At 65.7% G+C, this 19,643-nt stretch carries 15 protein-coding genes; 14 read left to right on the top strand and 1 reads right to left on the bottom strand.

Features of this window, described 5'->3' with window-relative positions; all coding sequences use genetic code 11:
• Positions 1-28: 28 nt before the first annotated feature.
• Entirely contained in the window at positions 29-1,594 is a 1,566-nt protein-coding gene (locus ATO6_RS15260) for an AMP-binding protein (RefSeq protein ID WP_088624893.1), read from the top strand.
• Between the two features lie 12 nt (positions 1,595-1,606).
• Here ATO6_RS15260 and ATO6_RS15255 read toward each other — a convergent pair whose 3' ends face one another.
• Entirely contained in the window at positions 1,607-2,335 is a 729-nt protein-coding gene (locus tag ATO6_RS15255; protein WP_176440959.1) for a helix-turn-helix domain-containing protein, read from the bottom strand.
• A 262-nt stretch (positions 2,336-2,597) separates the two neighbouring features.
• Here ATO6_RS15255 and ATO6_RS15250 point away from each other — a divergent pair, with 262 nt between their 5' ends.
• From ATO6_RS15250 to ATO6_RS15190, 13 genes are all read left to right on the top strand, one after another.
• Positions 2,598-3,806, top strand: coding sequence for an acetyl-CoA C-acetyltransferase (locus ATO6_RS15250; protein WP_088624891.1), 1,209 nt, complete (start codon positions 2,598-2,600; stop codon positions 3,804-3,806).
• A 29-nt stretch (positions 3,807-3,835) separates the two neighbouring features.
• Entirely contained in the window at positions 3,836-5,962 is a 2,127-nt protein-coding gene (locus ATO6_RS15245) for an FAD-dependent oxidoreductase (RefSeq protein ID WP_088624890.1), read from the top strand.
• Positions 5,963-6,022: 60 nt separating this feature from the next.
• Positions 6,023-7,192 carry an acyl-CoA dehydrogenase family protein gene (locus ATO6_RS15240; RefSeq protein ID WP_088624889.1) on the top strand — a complete coding sequence of 390 codons (1,170 nt, stop codon included), beginning with the start codon at positions 6,023-6,025 and terminating at the stop codon, positions 7,190-7,192.
• Between the two features lie 3 nt (positions 7,193-7,195).
• Positions 7,196-8,260 carry an acyl-CoA dehydrogenase family protein gene (locus ATO6_RS15235; RefSeq protein WP_088624888.1) on the top strand — a complete coding sequence of 355 codons (1,065 nt, stop codon included), beginning with the start codon at positions 7,196-7,198 and terminating at the stop codon, positions 8,258-8,260.
• Positions 8,260-9,306, top strand: coding sequence for a CaiB/BaiF CoA-transferase family protein (locus ATO6_RS15230; protein WP_254919168.1), 1,047 nt, complete (start codon positions 8,260-8,262; stop codon positions 9,304-9,306). The genes ATO6_RS15235 and ATO6_RS15230 overlap by 1 nt, the downstream gene beginning before the upstream one ends.
• Before the next feature lie 72 nt (positions 9,307-9,378).
• Positions 9,379-10,032 carry a nitroreductase gene (locus ATO6_RS15225; protein ID WP_088624887.1) on the top strand — a complete coding sequence of 218 codons (654 nt, stop codon included), beginning with the start codon at positions 9,379-9,381 and terminating at the stop codon, positions 10,030-10,032.
• A 145-nt stretch (positions 10,033-10,177) separates the two neighbouring features.
• Complete coding sequence (locus ATO6_RS15220; protein WP_176440957.1) at positions 10,178-12,043, top strand: TRAP transporter fused permease subunit; 1,866 nt, start codon at positions 10,178-10,180, stop codon at positions 12,041-12,043.
• A 91-nt stretch (positions 12,044-12,134) separates the two neighbouring features.
• On the top strand, positions 12,135-13,163 hold the full coding sequence (locus tag ATO6_RS15215; RefSeq protein WP_088624885.1) for a TAXI family TRAP transporter solute-binding subunit: 1,029 nt from the start codon (positions 12,135-12,137) through the stop codon (positions 13,161-13,163).
• A gap of 79 nt (positions 13,164-13,242) precedes the next feature.
• Complete coding sequence (locus ATO6_RS15210) at positions 13,243-14,778, top strand: acyl-CoA synthetase (protein WP_088624884.1); 1,536 nt, start codon at positions 13,243-13,245, stop codon at positions 14,776-14,778.
• Between the two features lie 9 nt (positions 14,779-14,787).
• Positions 14,788-15,792: an NADPH:quinone oxidoreductase family protein gene (locus tag ATO6_RS15205; RefSeq protein ID WP_217899013.1), complete on the top strand. Its 1,005-nt coding sequence runs from the start codon at positions 14,788-14,790 to the stop codon at positions 15,790-15,792.
• 38 nt (positions 15,793-15,830) lie between these two features.
• Positions 15,831-17,132 carry an acyl-CoA dehydrogenase family protein gene (locus ATO6_RS15200; RefSeq protein ID WP_088624882.1) on the top strand — a complete coding sequence of 434 codons (1,302 nt, stop codon included), beginning with the start codon at positions 15,831-15,833 and terminating at the stop codon, positions 17,130-17,132.
• Complete coding sequence (locus tag ATO6_RS15195) at positions 17,129-18,223, top strand: phosphotransferase family protein (protein ID WP_254919167.1); 1,095 nt, start codon at positions 17,129-17,131, stop codon at positions 18,221-18,223. Before ATO6_RS15200 ends, ATO6_RS15195 begins: the two co-directional genes overlap by 4 nt.
• Positions 18,224-18,943: 720 nt before the next feature.
• On the top strand, positions 18,944-19,643 hold a 700-nt coding region (locus ATO6_RS15190), incomplete at its 3' end, for an acyl-CoA dehydrogenase family protein (protein ID WP_141102014.1).

Genomic DNA, 19,643 nt, shown 5'->3' with positions numbered 1-19,643 from the left:
TTTCCTTGGCGACCGGAGGAGGGGCCGAATGGCGGAGGCTGCATTTTCCGAGGTCCACGCCGGACCGACCGGGGTGAGTTTGACGCTCAGAGCCCTTGCGCGCTACGCGGATCGTGTCGCCTTTGACTGGGACGGCAGGACCCTGACATACGCCGAGGTCGCCGGTCTCATCGGGGCGTTCCAGTCCCTGCTGCGCGACCGGGGTGTCGGGCAGGGCAGCCGGGTCGTCATCCTCTCCACAAACCGGCCGGAGAGCTGGTGCCTTGTGATCGCCGTGCAGGGGCTTGGTGGCGCGATCAGCATGCTGCACCCTCTCGGGTCGCTGGAAAGCCATGTCGCGCAGATCGAAGAACTCGGCGCGAAATGGGTGATCGCGGACACGGGCGGTCCCGCTTCGCGCGCCGCGGAACTGGCCGAGGCTGTTCCGCAGGCTCAGCACCTGACATTCGGCGGTGACGCAGCGACAGACCTGCTGACGCTGGCGGCCGCGGTCGATGATGCGCAGCCGGTCGATCTGAGCGATCCGATGCAACCGGCTGCGATCAATTTCACCGGAGGGACAACCGGACGACCCAAGGCGGTGGTGCGCTATGCGGGTGCGCTCGGGCACATGGCCACCACCATTCTGGGCAGCTTCGAACTGCCGGAGCATCCGCGCTACCTGCCAGCCGCGCCGATCAGTCACGTGGCCGGGACCAAGATCATCCCGGTCCTGATGAAGGGCGGCACGGTCTTTCTGGACAAGGGGTTCGACGCGGGCCGGTGCCTGGCGATGATCGAGGAGAAGCGGATCAACATGATCCTGCTGGTGCCCACCATGATCTACGCCCTGCTTGATCACCCGGAGATCGCCGAACGCGATCTGAGTTCGCTGGAGCTTCTGCTCTACGGCGCGTCCCCGATGAGCCCGACCCGGCTTGCACAGGGGATCGAGAGGTTCGGTCCGGTCTTTGCCCAGGTCTACGGCCAGACCGAGTGCTACCCGATCGCCTACCTGCCGCGCGCCGCCCATGACGTGACCCGCCCCGCCGATCTGGAAGCCTGCGGATTTCCGGCGCATGGCGTCAGCGTGGCGCTTCTGGATGCCGATTGTGTCGAGGTGCCGGAGGGAGTGCCGGGAGAGATCTGCGTCCGTGGTCCGAACGTCATGGCGCATTACCTGGATCGACCCGAGGAAACCGCGGCTGCGTTCGAGGGCAACTGGCTTCACACCGGCGATGTGGCCGTGCGCAATGCGGATGGCCGGTTGACCATCGTGGACCGCAAGAAGGACATGATCGTCACGGGCGGCTTCAACGTCTACCCGAAAGAGGTCGAGAATGTCCTGATGGCACATCCGTCCGTGTCACAGGCGGCCGTCATCGGGGTGCCCGATGCCAAGTGGGGCGAGGCCGTCTTTGCCTATGTCGTCCTCGCGGCGGGGTATGCGGGTGATGCGGATGAACTCGGCGCCTTCGTGAAAGCGCGGAAGGGATCTGTCCTGCGGCCCAGGACCTTCGCCTTCGTCGATGCGCTGCCGCTCTCGCCTTTGGGCAAGGTCGACAAGAAAGCGCTCCGGGCCCCGCATTGGGACGGCCGGTCGCGTCAGGTCTGAGCGACGCGCGGTTCAGATCGAGGCGCGGGACCGCATGCGCTCGAGCGCGTCGGACGCTTTCTTGTGATCTCCGACCAGGGACATGGCAGCCTCGGAAATCGGTGCTTCGAACACGCCTGAAACGCTGTCGATGCAACATTCGATGTGCAGGTCGATGCGCTGCTGGTTGAGCGAGGCCGCGTCGAGGTCGTTGCGCTCTTCGAGGTTCGCGGCGCTGTCGACCATGATGGCATTGGCGTGGATATAGCGGTGATAGAGGATCGGCGTGGGCACGTCCGGGTGGCTCCACCGGATGAGGCGGAAGCACTCGCGCAGGCCGAGGTCGTGCTTGTGCGACAGCAGCTTGTCCATGAGGTTGTGCTGCATGTGCACCTGTTTGAAGAACCGGCGCGAATAGGACGTGGCGCCGGCCGCGATCCCGTCGAAGAGCGGGCGCACCATTGCCTCGGCTATGCCACGCAGGCCGGGCAGGTGATCCGCAGACGCTTCCTTAAGACGATCCAGCAGCAGCAGGCGCCGTTCGTTGCCGGGGCCCACGCGGTGTTCGAAAATTGCCTCGATCAGACCTTCACGGGAGCCGAAGTGATAGTGAACGGCGGATCCGTTCTTCTGCCCGGCTTCCTGGTTGATCTGCCGGATCGACACGGCGTCGATACCGTGCAGCGCGTAGAGCTGCTCGGCCGTTTCGAGGATCTTCTCCCGCGCCGTCTCGGCGCGGCCAACGCGTTTCTGTCCAGCCATTCTGCCCTGCAAATTCCGCATCAGAATAGTAATGCAGATACATCATTAGCCTGCGCATTTCGACTTGGCAACCGCGACGAGCCGCCGAGACTCCGGTCCGTTCCGCGTATTCATCCAACCGGAACGGGCCCTGACCTGCCAATTGGGGCGTGAAATGTGATGGAGGCTTTACTGTGGAGAAATGCATACGTATTAAAAATATCGAGCACGTGATCTCCGTTTTGGCGAGTCGCGTTGGCACGAGATAGGGAGCGAGATCACCATGCCTGAAGCCTTCATCTATGACGCCGTCCGAACCCCGCGTGGCAAGGGACGCGCCGGTGGTGGACTGAACAGCATTCCCCCGATCGACCTGACCGTGACCGCGCTGAACGCGATCCGGGACCGGAACGCGCTGGACACGGCGCTTGTCGACGATGTCGTCATGGGCTGCGTCGCCCCCTTGGGTGAACAGGGCGCCGACATCGCGCGGGTTTCCGCGCTGCGGGCGGGCTATGCCGAAACGGTGCCCGGCACACAGATCAACCGCTTCTGCGCCTCGGGTCTGGAAGCGTGCAACCTGGCGGCGGCGCAGGTCATGTCGGGGCAGGCAGATTTCTCGATCGGTGGCGGCGTCGAGAGCATGTCGCGCATCCCGATGGGATCCAGCGGCGGCCCATGGACGACCGACCCGGATGTTGCGACGGATCTGCATTACGCCCCGCAGGGGATCGGGGCCGACACGATCGCGACGATCTGGGGCTATTCCCGGACGGATGTGGACAGCCTTGCCCTGGAAAGCCAGAAGCGCGCCAAGACCGCCTGGGACGAGGGCCGGTTCGCCAACTCCGTGATTCCGGTTCATGACATGCACGGGATCAAGGTGCTGGACCGCGACGAACACATGCGGCCCCAGACAACGATGCAGTCGCTGGCCTCGATCGACCCGGCTTTTGCCGTCATGGGCAAGAAGGCGGGCTACGACAATATCGTCCTGCGCAAGTATCCCGAGCTCGCCTCGATCAACCACGTGCACCACGCCGGCAACGCGTCGGGCATCGTGGATGGCGCGGCGGCCGTCCTGATCGGGTCGAAAGAGGCGGGCGAGGCCGCTTCCCTGAAGCCGCGGGCACGGATCAGGGCCTTTGCCTCGGTCGGCTCGGAACCGACGATCATGCTGACCGGCCCGTCCTACGCCGCCGAGAAGGCTCTGAAGCGTGCCGGGATGACGGCCGCAGACATCGACCTCTGGGAAGTCAACGAGGCCTTCGCCTCGGTGGTGCTGCGCTTCATGGAGGCCATGGGCACCGATGCGTCGAACACCAATGTGAACGGTGGCGCCATCGCCATGGGGCACCCGCTTGGCGCGACCGGCGCAATGCTCCTGGGCACCGTGCTGGACGAGCTTGAGCGCACCGGCAAATCCACGGCTCTCATCACGCTCTGCGTCGCGCAGGGCATGGGCACCGCCACCATCATCGAGCGCGTCTGACGCGCCGCATCCAGGAGAGGAAAAGCAGAATGTTCGATTATTCCGTGGATGCGAACGGCATCGCAACGATCGTCTGGAACCAGCCTGACCGGGCCGCCAACGTGCTGAACCCCGCGACCTTTGCCGCGTGGTTCGAAGTCGCTAACAAGGCCATCGCGGATGACGCCGTGAAGGGTGTCGTGGTGGCCTCGGCCAAGAAGGATTTCATCGCCGGGGGTGACCTGGAAAGCCTGCTGGCGGTCGATGACATCCTCGACGTGATGGAGCGCGGCCACATCGTGAACGCCGGGATGCGCCGGATCGAGAAGGGCGGCAAGCCCTTCGTCGCCGCGATCAACGGTGCCGCGCTCGGCGGCGGGCTGGAGATCTGCCTCGGCCTGCACAACCGCATCGCCTCCGACAATGCCGGCATCAAGCTTGGCCTGCCCGAGGCGACGCTCGGCCTGTTGCCCGGTGCCGGTGGCACGCAGCGTCTGCCGCGCCTGATCGGGATCAAGCCGGCCACGCCGCTGATCCTGACGGGCAAGGCGATGTCGGCCGACGAGGCGCTGAAACTGGGCATCCTCGACGCGATCGTGCCCGAGGCCGGGCTGATCGACGCCGCCAAGGCGATGATCCTCGAAGGTCGCGCCCGCAGCGTGCAGCCCTGGGATGAACGCGGGTTCACGTTCCCCGCCGGCGCGTCGGACATCAAGATGGACACGACCTTCTTCGCGCCCCAGATCGCGGCGCTGCATGGCCGGACCCTGGACAACCAGCCGGGTCTGCGGAACATCCTGTCCTGCATCTATCATGGCTCCAAGGTCGACATCGACACGGCCCTGCTGATCGAACGGCGCTACTTCGCGGCGACGGTGGTGACGCCCGAAGCCAAGAACACGATCCGCACCGGGTTCTTTTCGATGCAGAACGCCCGCAAGCTGGGGATGCGGCCCGAAGGGTTCGAGACCAAGACCTTCACCAAGGTCGGGGTGCTGGGCGCGGGCATGATGGGCGCGGGGATCGCCTATTCCACGGCCGCGGCCGGGATCGACGTGGTGCTGCTGGACCGTGACATGGCGGCGGCCGAAAAGGGCAAGGCCTATTCGGCCAAGGTGATGGACGGCCAGATCAGGAAGGGCCGCAAGACCGAAGCGCAGAAGGACGCCCTGCTGGCGCGGATCACCCCGACCGACGACTACGCGACGCTTGCCGGCTGTGACCTGGTGATCGAGGCGGTGTTCGAGGATCGTGGCCTGAAAGCCGACGTCACCAGGAAGGCCGAGGCGGTGCTGGGCGAGGGGGCGATCATGTCGTCAAACACCTCCACCCTGCCGATCACCGGCCTCGCCGAAGCCAGCCGCGACGCCACACGGTTCATCGGCCTGCATTTCTTCTCGCCCGTCGACAAGATGCAGCTGGTCGAGGTGATCGTCGGCAAGGAGACCTCGCCCGAAACCCTGGCCCATTCGCTCGACTACGTGGCCGCCATCCGCAAGGTGCCTGTCGTCGTCAACGACAGCCGCGGCTTCTACGCGACGCGCGGGTTCCGCAGCTTCGTGGCCGAAGGTCTGGCCATGGTCAGCGAGGGGATCAACCCGGCACTGGTCGAGAACGCGGCCAGGCAGGTCGGCATGCCGGTCGGCCCGCTGACGGTGCAGGACGAGGTGTCGCAGGAACTTGGCTACAAGGTTCGCAAGCAGACCATGACCGACCTGGGCAATGCTTACGAGCCCGATCCGGGGCACGACGTGATCTTTACCATGGTCGAAAAGGCCGGGCGCAAGGGCCGCAAGCATGGTGGCGGGTTCTACAATTATGCCGAGGACGGGACCAAGTCGCTGTGGCCGGGCATCGAGGACTACTATCCCCGCGCCGATCAGCAGCCGGAGCTGGCGGAATGCGTCAAGCGGATCGCCTACATCCAGTCGCTCGAAGCGGTGCACTGCATGGAAGAGGGCGTTCTGACCGATCCGCGTGACGCGGACATCGGGTCGATCCTCGGCTGGGGCTTCCCGATGCATCGCGGCGGGGCGATCAGCCAGATCCACTCGGTCGGCCTGCCGACTTTCATCGCCGAGTGCGAAGAGATGGCGAAGAAGTACGGGCAGCGCTTCGAGCCGCCGGCGCTGCTGCGTCAGATGGCCGAGAAGGGCGAGAGCTTCTACGCCGCCTGATGCCCGCGGGCGGCGGCCAGGCTGCCGCCCGTCGTTCGATCATGACAAGAGGAGGTCGCCATGGACCTGACGTTCACGGCCGAGGAAGACGCCTTCCGCGCCGGGGTGAAAACCTTTCTCGATGCAGAGCTGCCCGCCTCGATGCGGCAGACCTATACCGGGTTTCAGCGCCACGATTTCGACCAGGCGATGGAATGGCACCGCATCCTGGCCCGCAAGGGATGGATCGCGCCGGGCTGGCCGAAATCGCATGGCGGCTGTGAATGGACGCCGGTCCAGCAATACATCTTCGAAGAAGAGGCGATGCGCGCGGGCGCCCCGCGTCTGCGTCCGTTCGGCCTGAAGATGCTGGCCCCGGTCCTCATGACCTTCGGCTCGAAAGAACAGCAGGAGAGGTTCCTGCCGCCCATCCTGTCGGGCGAGGAGTTCTGGTGCCAGGGCTTCTCCGAGCCGGGGGCGGGCTCGGACCTGGCCAGCCTGCGGACCAGGGCCGTGCGGGATGGCGACCACTTCGTCGTCAATGGGCAGAAGACCTGGAACACCTTTGGTCACAAGGCGGACTGGATGTTCGCCCTGGTCCGCACCGACCCCGATGCGGACGGGCCGCAGAAGGGCATCTCGATGCTGCTGATCCCGATGGACTCCGAGGGCCTGACCGTTCGCCCGATCGAGACGATCGATGGCCATCACCACATCAACGAGGTCTTCTTGGAGAACGTCCGCGTCCCGGCCGAACTTCTGGTGGGCGAGGAAAACAGGGGCTGGACCTATGCCAAGTTCCTGCTGGGCAACGAACGTGTGGGCATCGCCAATGTCGGGCAGAGCAAGGCGGAACTCGCCCTGCTGCGCGAGATCGCGATGACGCCGCGCGCGGACGGCAGCCGGGCGATAGACGACGACATGATCGCGGTGAGGCTGGCTGATATCATCGCCGATTTCGCCGGGTTCGAGATCACCAACCTGCGGATGCTGACCTCGCTCAAGCCGGGCAAGGATGTGGGCGCGATCTCCAGCTACCTCAAGCTGCGCGGCACGGACATCCAGAACCGCATTTCCGCGCTCGCCATGGATATCTCGGGGCCCCTCGGCCTGTCGTGGAGCCGGGATGCCGACGCCCCGCAGGACACCTGGGGTTCGCACGGATGGGCGAACACGCGGCCGATCACCATCTTCGGCGGCGCGAGCGAGATCCTGAAGAACATCGTGGCGAAACAGGTCCTGGAGCTCTGAGCAATGCATTTCGATATCACTGACGAACAGCGCATGATCACCGACTCCGTCGCCAGGCTGCTGCAGGACGACACACCCGGAGACGCGGAAACCTGGGCCTCGATCCGCGAGATGGGTGCCGTCGCCATGGCCTTTCCGGAGGAGAGCGGCGGGATCGGATCGCCTTACGAGGACATGGTCTTTGCCCTGACGGAGTTCGGAAAGGCAGGGTCCGATGCGGCCTTCATCGCCAACGCCATGTTGCCCGGCGCGATGGTCCGGGGGGCGCGTGTCGCCGATGAGGATATGCTGACCGCGTTGAGCGAGGGCAGGGCGCGCGCGGCCGTCGCGATTGCGGGCAAGGCGTCGGTTCTGCCGGAACTCGTTGATGGCAGGGTTTCTGGGCGCTGGTCGGGGGTCGTCGGCGGAGCCGATGCAGATGTCATTTTCCTGTCCGTCCGGAACGGGGACACGGTGGAATTCCACGTCGTGTCCAGGGATGCGCCGGGCCTGAAGGTCGAGGCATCGGACCTGATCGACGGACGCGGTGCGGCGGTTGTCACGGTCGATGGCCTTGCCCTGTCGGACGAGACCCGCGTCGACCTCGGCAACGTGGACGGGGCGGAGCGCCTCGAGCTTCTGAACGATGTCGGGGCTTTCGCCATGGGCGCGGATGCCCTGGGCGCGATCGAGACGATCCGCGACATGACCCTCGACTACCTGAAGACGCGCAAACAGTTCGGCGTGGCCATCGGAAGCTTCCAGGTGCTTCAGCATGCGATGGTGGACCTCGCGCATGAGGCCGAACAGTTCCGGTCAATCGTCTATCGCGCCGCCTGCGCGCTGGATGGCGTCGACGCGGATGCGCGGCGGCTGGCGGTCTCGTCACTGAAACGGCAGGTCAACACCCGGCTGCGCCCGGCGGGCATGTCGGCCATCCAGATGCATGGCGGGATCGGCGTGACCGAGGAATACGCCCTTGGCCGGCTGGTGAAGCGCCTGCTGGTCGCGGACATGCTGTTCGGGTCGGCGGATGACCACGCCCGCCGCCTGCGGGATCTCTTTGCCGACGGTAAGGCGCTGGTCTGATGCCGGCCGCGATGAAGAAGACCGGGCCCCTGGCGGGTATCAAGGTGGTCGAGATGGCAGGCCTTGGCCCGGTGCCGCTGGCCGGGCAACTGCTGGCGGACATGGGCGCCGAGGTCACGGTCATCGACCGCAAGACGTTCGAACCCGATCCGACCAACGTGAACCGGCGGGGCAAGCTGTCGGTGGCCCTGAACCTGAAAAGCGAAGACGGCCGGGCCGAGGCGCTGGACCGCATCGCCGCCGCGGATGTGCTGATGGAAGGGTTCCGGCCCGGCGTCATGGAACGGCTCGGCCTCGGGCCGGATGCGTGCCTGGCGCGGCATCCGGGCCTGATCTACGGCCGGATGACCGGGTGGGGGCAGGACGGCCCGATGGCCCGGATGGCCGGGCATGACATCAACTACATCGCGCTGACCGGCGCGCTGCATGCCATGGGGCCCGAAGACAAGCCCGTGCCGCCGCTGAACCTGCTTGGCGATTACGGTGGCGGGACAATGTTCCTGATGACCGGCATCCTCGCGGCGCTGGTCGAGCGCGCGACCTCGGGCAGGGGGCAGGTCATCGACGCGGCGATCGTGGACGGGGTTCCGGCCATGATGGGGCTGATCCACCAGATGATCGCGGATGGCCGATGGGATATCGCGGGGCGGGAACGCAATCGCCTCGACGCGGGCGCGCCCTATTACACCTGCTACCGGACCAGGGACGGGGGTCACGTCGCGGTCGGTGCGCTTGAAGACGCGTTCTTTGCCATTCTCGCCGAGGGTCTGGGGCTGTCCCGCGACCTTATCGACAACCGCCACGACAAGGCCCGCTGGCCCGAGATGAGGGCAACCTACGCCGGGATCTTCGCGCTGAAGACCCGTGACGAGTGGATGGAGATCTTCGGCGGGACCGACGCCTGCGTGTCGCCGGTCCTCGACTTCGAAGAGGCGGAGCGGGACCCGCACATGGCCGCGCGCCGTGTCCTTGTCCGGCGTGATGACGTGCTGCAATCGAACGCCGCGCCGCGCTTCAGCCGCACGCAGACCGGCTTGGACGACTGACAGGCTGGGGCTGTGCCGGACTAATGCGGACGCATTGGGTCAACTGAACAAATGTCTTTGGGAGGAAGAAACATGGATGTCTCGCAAGCCGTCGCAGAGCGGCGCTCCATCCGCGCGTTTTCGAACGAACCGGTCGCCACGGAGACGTTGACGGAACTGCTGGTCAAGGCATCCCGTGCGCCGTCCGGCGGGAACGTGCAGCCCTGGCGGATCTTCCTGGTCAACGGGGAACGCATGCAGGATTTCCGCTCGCATCTGTCGGAGTGGACCGAACCCGAGACCCCGGCCTACCGGGTGTATCCCGAGGGGCTGAAGGAGCCATATCGCAGCAGCCGGTTCAAGTGCGGTGAGGATATGTACGCGCTTCTGGGCATCTCGCGCGACGACAAGCCAGCGCGCTACGCGAGGCTGGCGGAGAACTTCGACTGCTTCGGCGCTCCGGCCGCGATCTTCTGCTATTTCGACAGGCAGATGGGGCCGCCCCAATGGTCCGATCTGGGCATGTTCCTGCAGACCTTCATGCTGCTGGCGACCGAAGCGGGCATCGACACCTGTGCGCAGGAAGCCTGGGCGGCGCGCGAGAAATGCGTTTCGGCTTTCCTCGATCCGGCAGACGAGCTGCGGCTCTTCTGCGGCGTCGCGATCGGGTATCGCGACACCTCGGCGCCGGTCAATCGACTGGTCACCGACCGCGAGCCGGCGTCGGTCTGGCTCGAGGTCGTGTGAGGGCTTCGGTTTAACGCTCATCTCGCCGTCTCGGCCCGGATTCCCAGTTGACTCGAAATGAGAGCGATGTGAGAAATAAATGCACGTGAATTAAAACTGTCGATCATGCGACGCTGATTCACGAAAGCTCGGGGAGGGAGCCTTGTTGCAATCATTCAGATTCTGGATCGTCAGCATCCTCGCGGTGGGGATATCGCTTCAGGCGATCTACGTTGCCCTCTTCGGGATGCTGGAGGCCGGTCCGCATCGCGGCTTCGTCTTCGGCGCCGCCATTCTGGTCGTGCTGCTCGGTGCAGGCGTCCGGCGGGACGAGCCGCTGCCCGCTTGGCGCAATGTCCTTGATGCAGCGCTGATCGCCGTGATCGGCCTGGGGCTTTGGGAATTCCTAAACCTCTACGAAGCGTTCGAGAACATGCTGATGGGGCTGAGCAAGACCCAGCAGTGGATCGGCCTTGGCGCGACGCTCGTCGTGATCGAAGCGACGCGGCGGGTCTTTGGCCTGTCGCTGGCCATCGTGACTCTGCTGATGCTGGGCTATGTCCTGTTCGGTGAGAACCTGCCGGGCATCTTCGCGCATTCGGGTTTCTCGCTCAGCCGGTCGATGGAGACGATCTGGTTCGGTTTCCAGGGCGTCTTCGGCATGCCGCTCGCGGTCACGCTTCAGATCATCCTGATCTTCATCGTCTTCGGGTCGGCACTGGAAAGCACCGGTGCGTCGAATGCGCTGATCCGGATTTCTCTTTACTACACCGGCAAGTTCAAGGGCGGCCCGGCGCTCGCCGCCGTCGTGGCAAGCGCGCTGTTCGGGTCCATGTCGGGCAGTGTCACGGCCAATGTCGTCGGCACCGGGTCCTTCACGATCCCGCTGATCAAGCGGCGCGGGTTCAAGCCGCATTTCGCGGGTGCTGTCGAGGCCACCGCCTCGACCGGCGGGCAGATCGTGCCGCCCGTGATGGGGGCCGCGGCCTTCCTGATGGCCGACCTGACCGGCATGAACTACCTGTCGATCTGTGTCGCGGCGCTGCTGCCGGCGCTGTTCTACTACGGGGCGCTGGCCGCCGCGATCATCGTCGAGGCGCGCCGTGCGGGTGTCGAGGCGACGCCCGAGAGCGAACTGGTCCCACTGGACCGCAGCGACTGGCTGTCGGCGCTGATGTTCGTGGTGCCCATCTTTGTCGTTGTCGCCGTGCTTGTCAGCGGCCGGTCGCCCGCGATGTCCGGCGTTCTCGGGACACTTTCCGCTGTCGCCATGGGCCTGATCGTCAATCCCGAGTTCCGTCGGGCGCCGCAGAAGATCCTGTCGATGCTGGCCGATGCAGGGCGCTCCGGCGGCGCGATCATCGTCGCGGTCGGGGCGATCGGGGTGATCCTTGCGGTGATGAGCATCACCGGGGTCGGCATCCGGTTCGCGTCGGTCGTGTCGACGCTGGGCGAGGGCAACCTGTTCCTGTCGCTGGTCGTCGCGGCCATGGCCTGCATCATCCTCGGGATGGGCATGCCCACGCTGCCCGCCTACCTGATCATCGTTCTGGTCCTGGGGCCCGCGATCAAGCGGCTGGGGATCGACGATCTTTCGGTGCACATGTTCGTCTTCTACTACGGTGTTCTGTCGGCGATCACGCCGCCGATCGCGCTGGCGGCCTTTGCGGCGGCCCCGATCGCCAAGGCGAACCCGATGATGATCGGCGTCACCTCCCTGAAGCTGTCCTTCGTCGGCTTCATGATCCCCTTTGCCATAATCTACTACCCCGAGCTTCTGATCGTGAACGGGTTCGAATGGTTCGACCTGATCTCGATCGTTGCCCGGATGTCGCTGGCGGTCTGGATGGCCTCGACCGGGCTGATCGGGTTTTCGAAGTCGCAGATCGGCATGCCGATGCGGATCCTGCGCGTCGCGATAGCCGTGCTGCTGATCTACCCGGTGGTCTGGGTAGAAGCCGCCGCGGCCGCGACGGCACTGGCCCTGACACTGTTCGACAGGTTCACGGTCCGGACCCACGCCCACGGATAGAGAAACACCCGTTCCGGCCATCGGCCGGGGCGGAGCCAAGCCGGCGCTTCGGCGCCAAAATACCGAGAATTGGACCAGGAGGAGCAATCCAATGTCTTTCAACTTCAGCAGACTAAAGAAAACCATGGCCGTCGCGGCGGTTTCGGCGGCGATGGCCACGGGCGCATCCGCGCAGAACCTGTCGATGAGTTCGCTTGACGCGTCCTCGGGCACGACGGCATTCAGCATCGCGTTCTCGGAACTCGTGCAGCAGAACCATCCCTACCGTATCCAGGTCGCGACCGGCGAAAAGGCGACCCGGATGGCCGTCGACGCCGGCATGGGCGAGCTTGATCTCTTCCTGTTCTCCGCCCCGATCACGCATTGGATGCGGAACAAGGCCGTGATGTACAAGGACATGGATGCCGCGCCCGAGCTGGCATCCAAGCTGCGCACCATCATGGCCTATCCGCTTGGCGCATATCAGTTCGTCGTCTGGGCGGACTCGGGCATCGAAAGCTTTGACGACCTCAAGGGACGCACACTCTACCTCGGCCCGCCGGCCGGCGCCGCGCTGCGCGTCACGAGCGGCTTCGTCGAAGCGGCGGCTGGTCTGAAAGCCGACGCGGACTACACGGCCTCGAAACTCGACTGGGCCTCCGGGCTCCAGGCGTTCCAGGACCGCCAGGTCGATCTCTACGTGACGCCCGACAACGTGCCCTCCGGCATCCTGATGCAGCTCGCCGCGCTCGGTGAGATCCGTATCCTCGGGGTGGATGAAGAGACGCTCAATTCCGACGCCTTCGAAGAGCTTCGCAAGATCCCCGGCCGCCGCATGGCCGAGATCCCCGCGGACGTCTACGGTGACAGCCAGGTGAACACCGAATCCGTGCACACCCTCGCGACCTGGGTCGGTCTCGGGACGCATGAGGGCCTCGACGAGGAAGTGGTCTACAACATGACCAAGACCCTCTGGGAAAACCTCGACTCGCTGCACGACACCGCGAAGTGGATGAACCAGATCACCCTGGACACGGCCTTCACCGAGCTGAACGCGCCGCTGCATCCCGGTGCCTACCGCTACTACAAGGAAATCGGCGTCGACGTGCCCGAGGCCCTGATCCCCGAAGGCGCGATGTAAGCCTTTGATGCGCCCGGTCCCCTCGGGACTGGGCGCACTCCCCGACGTTGCCACCGAAGACCAGGCAGAAGACCGACCCATGACAGAGCAGACGATCTACAAACCCGACCACTGGGCGGGAACGGACCCGGACCGCCCGGCGGTCATCATGGGTTCGGGCGGGGCCCGGCTGACCTATTCCCAGCTCACCGAGAACTCGCGGGCGTTTGCGCGGATGTTCCAGTCCCTCGGCCTGAAAGAGGGCGATGTCGTTGCCTTCTGCGTCGAGAACCGGCCGGAAATCATCGAACTCGCATGGGCCGCCGAACGCTCCGGCCTTGTCTACGCCATCATGTCCACACAGCTTTCCGCCGAGGAGATCGCCTATATCGTCGGCGATTCCGGCGCCAAGCTGTTCGTCACCTCCGATGCGAAATCCGGGATCGCGGCTGATCTGAAGTCCAGGCTGTCCGACGACGTCACCTGCCTAATGTTGGGCAAACCCAGCCCCGGCTACGCCTCCCTGCAATCGCGGGTCGACGCGGCTGCCGACGTTGAACTCGAAGACCGCAGCACAGGTTACGACCTGCTGTATTCCTCGGGCACGACGGGCAAGCCGAAGGGCATCGTGCGTGACATGCCGAAGGTGCCGTTCGGCTCGCCCAAGCTGATCATGGACATGCTGCGCGGCCGGTTCGGCGCGACGGCGGACTCCGTCTATCTCTGCCCCGCGCCGCTCTATCACGCGGCCCCTCTGCGGTTCGTCATGGGCATGATCTCACTCGGCGCCACCGTCGTCGTCATGCCGAAGTTCGATGCGGAAGAGGCCCTGCGGCTGATCGAGAGGCACGGGGTCACGCACAGCCAGTGGGTCCCGACCATGTTCTCGCGCATGCTCGGCCTTCCTGACGAGGTGCGCGCCGCCTACGACGTGTCCTCCATGCAGGTCGCCATCCACGCCGCGGCGCCATGCCCGGTCAAGGTCAAGCACCGGATGATCGAGTGGTGGGGGCCGGTGATCCAGGAATATTACGGATCGAGCGAAGGTGTCGGCATCTGCATGATCACCAGCGAGGAATGGCTGGCCCACGAGGGGTCCGTCGGGCGCTGCATCCGCGGCACCATCCACGTGCTGGATGACGACGGGAACGCGCTGCCGCCGCGCCAGCCTGGCACGCTCTGGGTCGAGGGCGGGGTGCCCTTCCGCTATCTCAACGCGCCTGAAAAGACGGCTGAATCCTATAACGACAAGGGCTGGGTGACGGTCGGCGACGTCGGCTATCTCGACGAGGACGGCTATCTTTACCTGACTGACCGCAAGTCCTTCATGATCATCTCGGGCGGTGTGAACATCTACCCGCAGGAGATCGAGAACGTCCTCAACGAATGCCCCGAGCTTGCCGATGCCGCGGTCTTTGGCGTTCCGAACCCGGATTTCGGTGAAGAGGTCAAGGCCGTCGTGGTGCGCCGGAAGGGTGCCACCTGTTCGCAGGATGACGTGATCGACTACTGCCGCGGCAGGATCGGCAGGATCAAGTGCCCCCGCAGCGTGGAGTTCGTGGACGCGCTGCCGCGCTCGGACACCGGCAAGCTGCTCAAGGGCCAGTTGCGCGCGCAATACTGGCCTGCGGCCTGAGGAGAACACATGACACACGCCCCCACGATGAAGCTGATCCAGTCGGACAACCTCGAGTCCATCGAGAACTACAAGATCGTCGACGTGCCGACCCCGGAACCCGGCCCCGGCCAGGTCCTGGTCCGGGTCGGTGCCTGTTCGGTCGGCTATGTCGATGCGCTCGAGGCGATCGGCGGCTACCAGACGAAACCGCCCCTGCCGCATACGCCCGGTCGCGAAGTCTCGGGCGTGGTCGAGGCCGTCGGGGAGGGCGTGACCGGTTTCGAGATCGGCACGCGCGTCCTGACCCGCGCCCTGGCCGCCTTCGCCCAGTTCGCCATCGCGACAGCCGGAGACGTCAAGAAACTGCCCGACACCTTCAGCGGGGCCAGCGCGGCGGTGCTCAGGGGGAACTACCTGACCGCCATGCACGCCCTGGAAGACCGCGGCATGGTCAAGGCCGGCGAGATCGTCCTTGTCATCGGCGCGGCAGGCGGGGTCGGGCTGGCCGCCGTCGAGGTCGCCAAGGCGCTTGGCGCGACCGTGATCGGTGTCGCCTCTACGCCCGAAAAACGCGAGGCCGTGAAAGCCGCCGGCGCGGACGAGGTTCTGGATACGCAGGTCGACGGCTGGCGGGACCGGCTGAAGGCCTTGGCCCCGAACGGCATAGACGTCGTTTACGACCCGGTCTGCGGTCCGCTGCTGCAACCGTCCTTCCGCTCGCTGCGCTGGCGCGGCCGGTATCTCGTCGTCGGGTTCGCGGCGGGTGAGATCCCGTCGCTTCCGCTGAACCTGCCGCTGGTCAAGGGCGCGTCGATCGTCGGTATCGACTGTCGCCAGTTCGCAGCCGTCTTCGACGTCGAAGAGGCGGACAGGATGGTCGACCGGCTGCTGGTCTGGGCGGGTGAGGGAAGGATCTCACCACCCGTGGGACGGCGCTTTGCCTTCGGCGATTACGCCGAACTTCTCGAGTTCGCGATGTCCGGCAAGGCCATCGGAAAATCCCTGCTGATCGTGGACGAGACGCTGGCCTGAGCGCCTGCGTCCTCTGCGCAATACTGAAAGGACGTCCCATGTGGTCATTCGAAACCGAGCCGGAATTCCAGAAGGAGCTCGACTGGATCGCGGAGTTCACCCGCGAGAAGATCGAGCCGCTGGATCACGTCCTGCCGAGCCAGTGGAACATCCATGACGAAGGGTTTAAACGTCTCGTCCGCCCGCTGCAGGCCGAGGTCAAGGCGCGCGGCCTCTGGGCCTGCCATCTCGGGCCCGATCTCGGCGGCAAGGGCTACGGCCAGCTCAAGCTGGCGCTGATGAACGAACAGTTCGGCCGGTCCCGGTTCGGCCCGATCGTGTTCGGGGCGCAAGCCCCCGATACGGGCAATTCCGAGATCCTGGCCCATTACGGAACCGACGAGCAGAAAAAGAAGTGGCTCGAGCCGCTCCTGAACAACGACATGGTGTCCTGCTACGCGATGACCGAGCCGCAGGGCGGGGCGGACCCGCTGATGCAGAAGACGACGGCGGTCCTGGACGGGGACGAATGGGTGATCAACGGCGAGAAGTGGTTCGCGTCCAACGCCAATTTCGCGTCCTTCTACATCGCCATGGTGGTGACGGAGCCGGAGGCGGACAATCCCTACCGCCGGCAATCGATGTTCATCGTCGATGCCGATACGCCCGGTATCGAGATCATCCGCGATTATGGCTACCACGGCCAGAAGGAGTACGACCACGCGCATGTCCGCTGGACCAATGTCCGCGTGCCCAGGGAAAACCTGCTTGGTGAGCGGGGTGACGGGTTTGTCGTGGCCCAGCAACGGCTTGGCGGCGGGCGTTTGCACCACGCGATGCGGTCGTTGGCCCTGTCCCAGAAATGCCTGGACCTGACCTGCGAGAGGGTCAAGTCGCGCAGGACCAAGGGCGACGTGCTGTGGAAGCAGCAGATGGTCCAGGAAAAGATCGCGGATGCCTGGATCCAGATCCGCCAGTTCCGGCTGCTGGTTCTCGAAACCGCCTGGCTGCACGACCAGGGGCAGGACTGGAAGGCGCTGTCGCAGAACGTCTCTGCGGTGAAAGTCCTGATGACCAAGGTCCTGCACGACATGTCCTCGATGGCGATGCATCTGCACGGTTCGATCGGGATCACCACGCAGATGCCGTTCTCGGACTACCTGATGCAGAGCTTTGTCGTCGGGCTGGCCGACGGTCCGACCGAGGTGCACAAGTCCGTCGTCGCGCGTCAGCTCCTGCGGCAATACGAGCCGACCGAGGAGATGTTCCCCGATTACGTGCGCTTCAAGGCCGTGCCCGCGGCCCGGGCCAAGCTGGGGCTCGACCCGGCCGAGGTGCCGTCAGAACACGCGGCCGAATGACCGCGTCCGAAGTCGATCCGCTCACGGTCAGCCTTGTCGAGGACGGAAGCGACGATCCCGTTGGCGCCGTCATGGACCGCGTGCGCCTGGCCGACTGGATGGACGGGCAGGGGCTGGAACCCGGCCCGATCGAGGACGCGGCGCTGCTGACCGGCGGGACGCAGAACATCCTCGTGCAATTCCGCAAGGGCGGACGCGATTTCGTGCTGCGCCGTCCCTCGACCAAGCCGCGCCCGAAGGCCAACGAGACGACCAGACGGGAAAGCCGCATCCTCCGGGCGCTCGCCGGGTCCGGCGTGCCGCACCCCGGCCTGATCGCGGCCTGCGAAGCTGACGCGGTGTTGGGCGCGTCGTTCTACCTGATGGAGCCGGTCGACGGCTTCACCGTTCTCTCCGGTCTGCCCGAGCCGCATGAGTCCGACCATGACATGCGCCATCGCATGGGCCTGTCCCTGGTCGAAGGCGCGGCCGCGCTGCATGCCCTGGACCCGGCCGCGGTCGGCCTCGCCGATCTTGGCAACCCCTCGGGGTTCCTTGAACGCCAGCCGGTGCGGTGGATGACGCAGTACGAAGGCTATGCCCAGTTCGACAGCTGGTCGGGAACGGGATCGCTTCCGCACGTGGCGGACGTCGCCGACTGGCTGGGGCGCACCACGCCCAAGAGCTTCGTGCCGGGTATTCTTCACGGCGACTACCAGCTGGGCAACGTCATGTATCGCCATGACAGTGGCGACCTTGCCGCGATTGTCGACTGGGAACTCGCGACCCATGGCGATCCCCTGATCGACCTCGGCTGGATCATAGCCACCTGGCCCGGTGCCGGAGGCCCGGACCTGCCGCGTCTGCGCGTGACTCCCTGGGTCGGCTTCCCGACCGCCGGGGAACTGATCGCCCACTACGCCGCCCGGACGGGTCGCGACCTCGGCCGGGTCGAGTGGTATGTCGCGCTGGCCTGCCTCAAGCTTGCGGTGATACTGGAAGGGACACATGCCCGCGCCTCTGCCGGTCTTGCGCCAAAGGCGACCGGTGACTTCCTGCATGCCACCGCAACGGCCCTGATGGGACGAGCGCGGCACTGGATGACACTCTGACCGTTCGGCCATAGCCCCGCATGACCCAGTGCGGCGAAGAAAAGGGGCCGCGCCGATGTCTCCACGTTCCGGATTTCGCGACCATCGGCCCGGCGTGTCTTGCCATTTGATGCCTGACCGCGCGTTCCATGCCATGGGCATGCCTTGACCGATGCACCCCGTTCCCCGCCGGGATTTCCTGCGTCAAAATTGGCGACGAAAGCGTCCACTATGCGCGGGCCTATTGAAGGTATTTCAGGCAGCAAATGCCTCCCCCAGTAGGACCGAGGGGCGGCGCATTCCGTAGTAGCGTCGTTCTCTAGCTATTTGATGCTTAGCGTTTTTTTGAAAGTTCAAAATCCCCCGGCCTCACGGTCCTGTCGGCTAGAGTCCGATCTTGGGTACCAAGCCACCTCTCACTTGGTGTCGCCTTGCCTCGGGGCTGGCTCCCTGCGCGCCGCCGGGTCCGGTCAGCTTTCGGCTGGCAGCCGCACAGGGAAGCGGGTTGAATGGTCATGCTTGGCGGGATGCGCTCCGGGGCGGCGTCCGGGACCGGGTGTCCGGTGCCGTGTTCACGCCTTTCCCTGCTGTCGATTCCGCGGCTGACGGTGGCTTGGACTGCGTAGGCCATGCCGCTCTGGCTGCGGGTGTATCCGGGGATGAACCGACAGGCCGGATCCGACCGGGGTCGGCGACTTACATAGAACACCGGCCGGGGCCGGACATGAGGAGGAGACGGACATGCTCGACGGCGCGATGGCGGAGATGGTGGAACGCTTTGCCGCGGACAAGGTGACGCGCGAGGGGCTGCAGGCGGCCGAACAGGGCGCGTGGCCCGCTGGCCTGTGGCAGGAGCTCGACGGGCTCGGCCTGCCGCGGGGGATGTTGGATGGCGCGGACGGGGGCTCCGAACTCGGACCCGCGGAAGCGGTGGAGATCGTCCGCCTGCTCGGCCGCCACGCGCTGCCGGTGCCTCTTGGCGACGCGATGATCACGCTCTGGGTCGCGCGCCGCGCCGGGCTGACCCCGCCCGAGGGCTATGTCGCCCCGGCGACCGCCGCCAGGGCAGCGCTGTCCCGCGAGGGCGAGGGCTTCCGCCTGTCGGGACTGGCCGCCCGCGTGCCCTGGGGGGGCGAGGCCGCCGCGCTGCTGGTTCCGGCCGAGCTGGACGGCGCGCCGATGCTGGCGCTCCTCCCGGCCGCGGCGCTCGAGGTCACGCCCGGCACCAACATGGCGCGCGAACGGCGCGACACGCTGGACTTCGACACGGTGCTCGACGCATCCGCAGTCGCCGCCGCGCCCGAAGGGTTCGGGCCCGAGGGGCTGCTGCTGATCGGCGCGGCGGTGCGAACGGCGGGGCTGGCGGGCGCGATGGAACGGGCGCTGGAGATGACGGTCGCCTACGCGCAGGAGCGGGTGCAGTTCGGCAAGCCGATTGCCG

It is taken from the genome of Oceanicola sp. 22II-s10i, assembly GCF_002210105.1.
Taxonomy (GTDB): domain Bacteria; phylum Pseudomonadota; class Alphaproteobacteria; order Rhodobacterales; family Rhodobacteraceae; genus Pseudooceanicola.
This window is presented reverse-complemented; position numbering and strand designations above follow the sequence as displayed.

What these genes read in the sequence shown, in the direction of transcription:
- ATO6_RS15245 (WP_088624890.1), top strand. Translation starts at nt 3,836, where the DNA reads ATGTTCGATTATTCCGTGGATGCGAACGGCATCGCAACGATCGTCTGG.
- ATO6_RS15225 (WP_088624887.1), top strand. Translation starts at nt 9,379, where the DNA reads ATGGATGTCTCGCAAGCCGTCGCAGAGCGGCGCTCCATCCGCGCGTTT.
- ATO6_RS15230 (WP_254919168.1), top strand. Translation starts at nt 8,260, where the DNA reads ATGCCGGCCGCGATGAAGAAGACCGGGCCCCTGGCGGGTATCAAGGTG.
- ATO6_RS15205 (WP_217899013.1), top strand. Translation starts at nt 14,788, where the DNA reads ATGACACACGCCCCCACGATGAAGCTGATCCAGTCGGACAACCTCGAG.
- ATO6_RS15260 (WP_088624893.1), top strand. Translation starts at nt 29, where the DNA reads ATGGCGGAGGCTGCATTTTCCGAGGTCCACGCCGGACCGACCGGGGTG.
- ATO6_RS15235 (WP_088624888.1), top strand. Translation starts at nt 7,196, where the DNA reads ATGCATTTCGATATCACTGACGAACAGCGCATGATCACCGACTCCGTC.
- ATO6_RS15250 (WP_088624891.1), top strand. Translation starts at nt 2,598, where the DNA reads ATGCCTGAAGCCTTCATCTATGACGCCGTCCGAACCCCGCGTGGCAAG.
- ATO6_RS15200 (WP_088624882.1), top strand. Translation starts at nt 15,831, where the DNA reads ATGTGGTCATTCGAAACCGAGCCGGAATTCCAGAAGGAGCTCGACTGG.
- ATO6_RS15210 (WP_088624884.1), top strand. Translation starts at nt 13,243, where the DNA reads ATGACAGAGCAGACGATCTACAAACCCGACCACTGGGCGGGAACGGAC.
- ATO6_RS15195 (WP_254919167.1), top strand. Translation starts at nt 17,129, where the DNA reads ATGACCGCGTCCGAAGTCGATCCGCTCACGGTCAGCCTTGTCGAGGAC.
- ATO6_RS15240 (WP_088624889.1), top strand. Translation starts at nt 6,023, where the DNA reads ATGGACCTGACGTTCACGGCCGAGGAAGACGCCTTCCGCGCCGGGGTG.
- ATO6_RS15215 (WP_088624885.1), top strand. Translation starts at nt 12,135, where the DNA reads ATGTCTTTCAACTTCAGCAGACTAAAGAAAACCATGGCCGTCGCGGCG.
- ATO6_RS15255 (WP_176440959.1), bottom strand. Translation starts at nt 2,335, where the DNA reads ATGGCTGGACAGAAACGCGTTGGCCGCGCCGAGACGGCGCGGGAGAAG.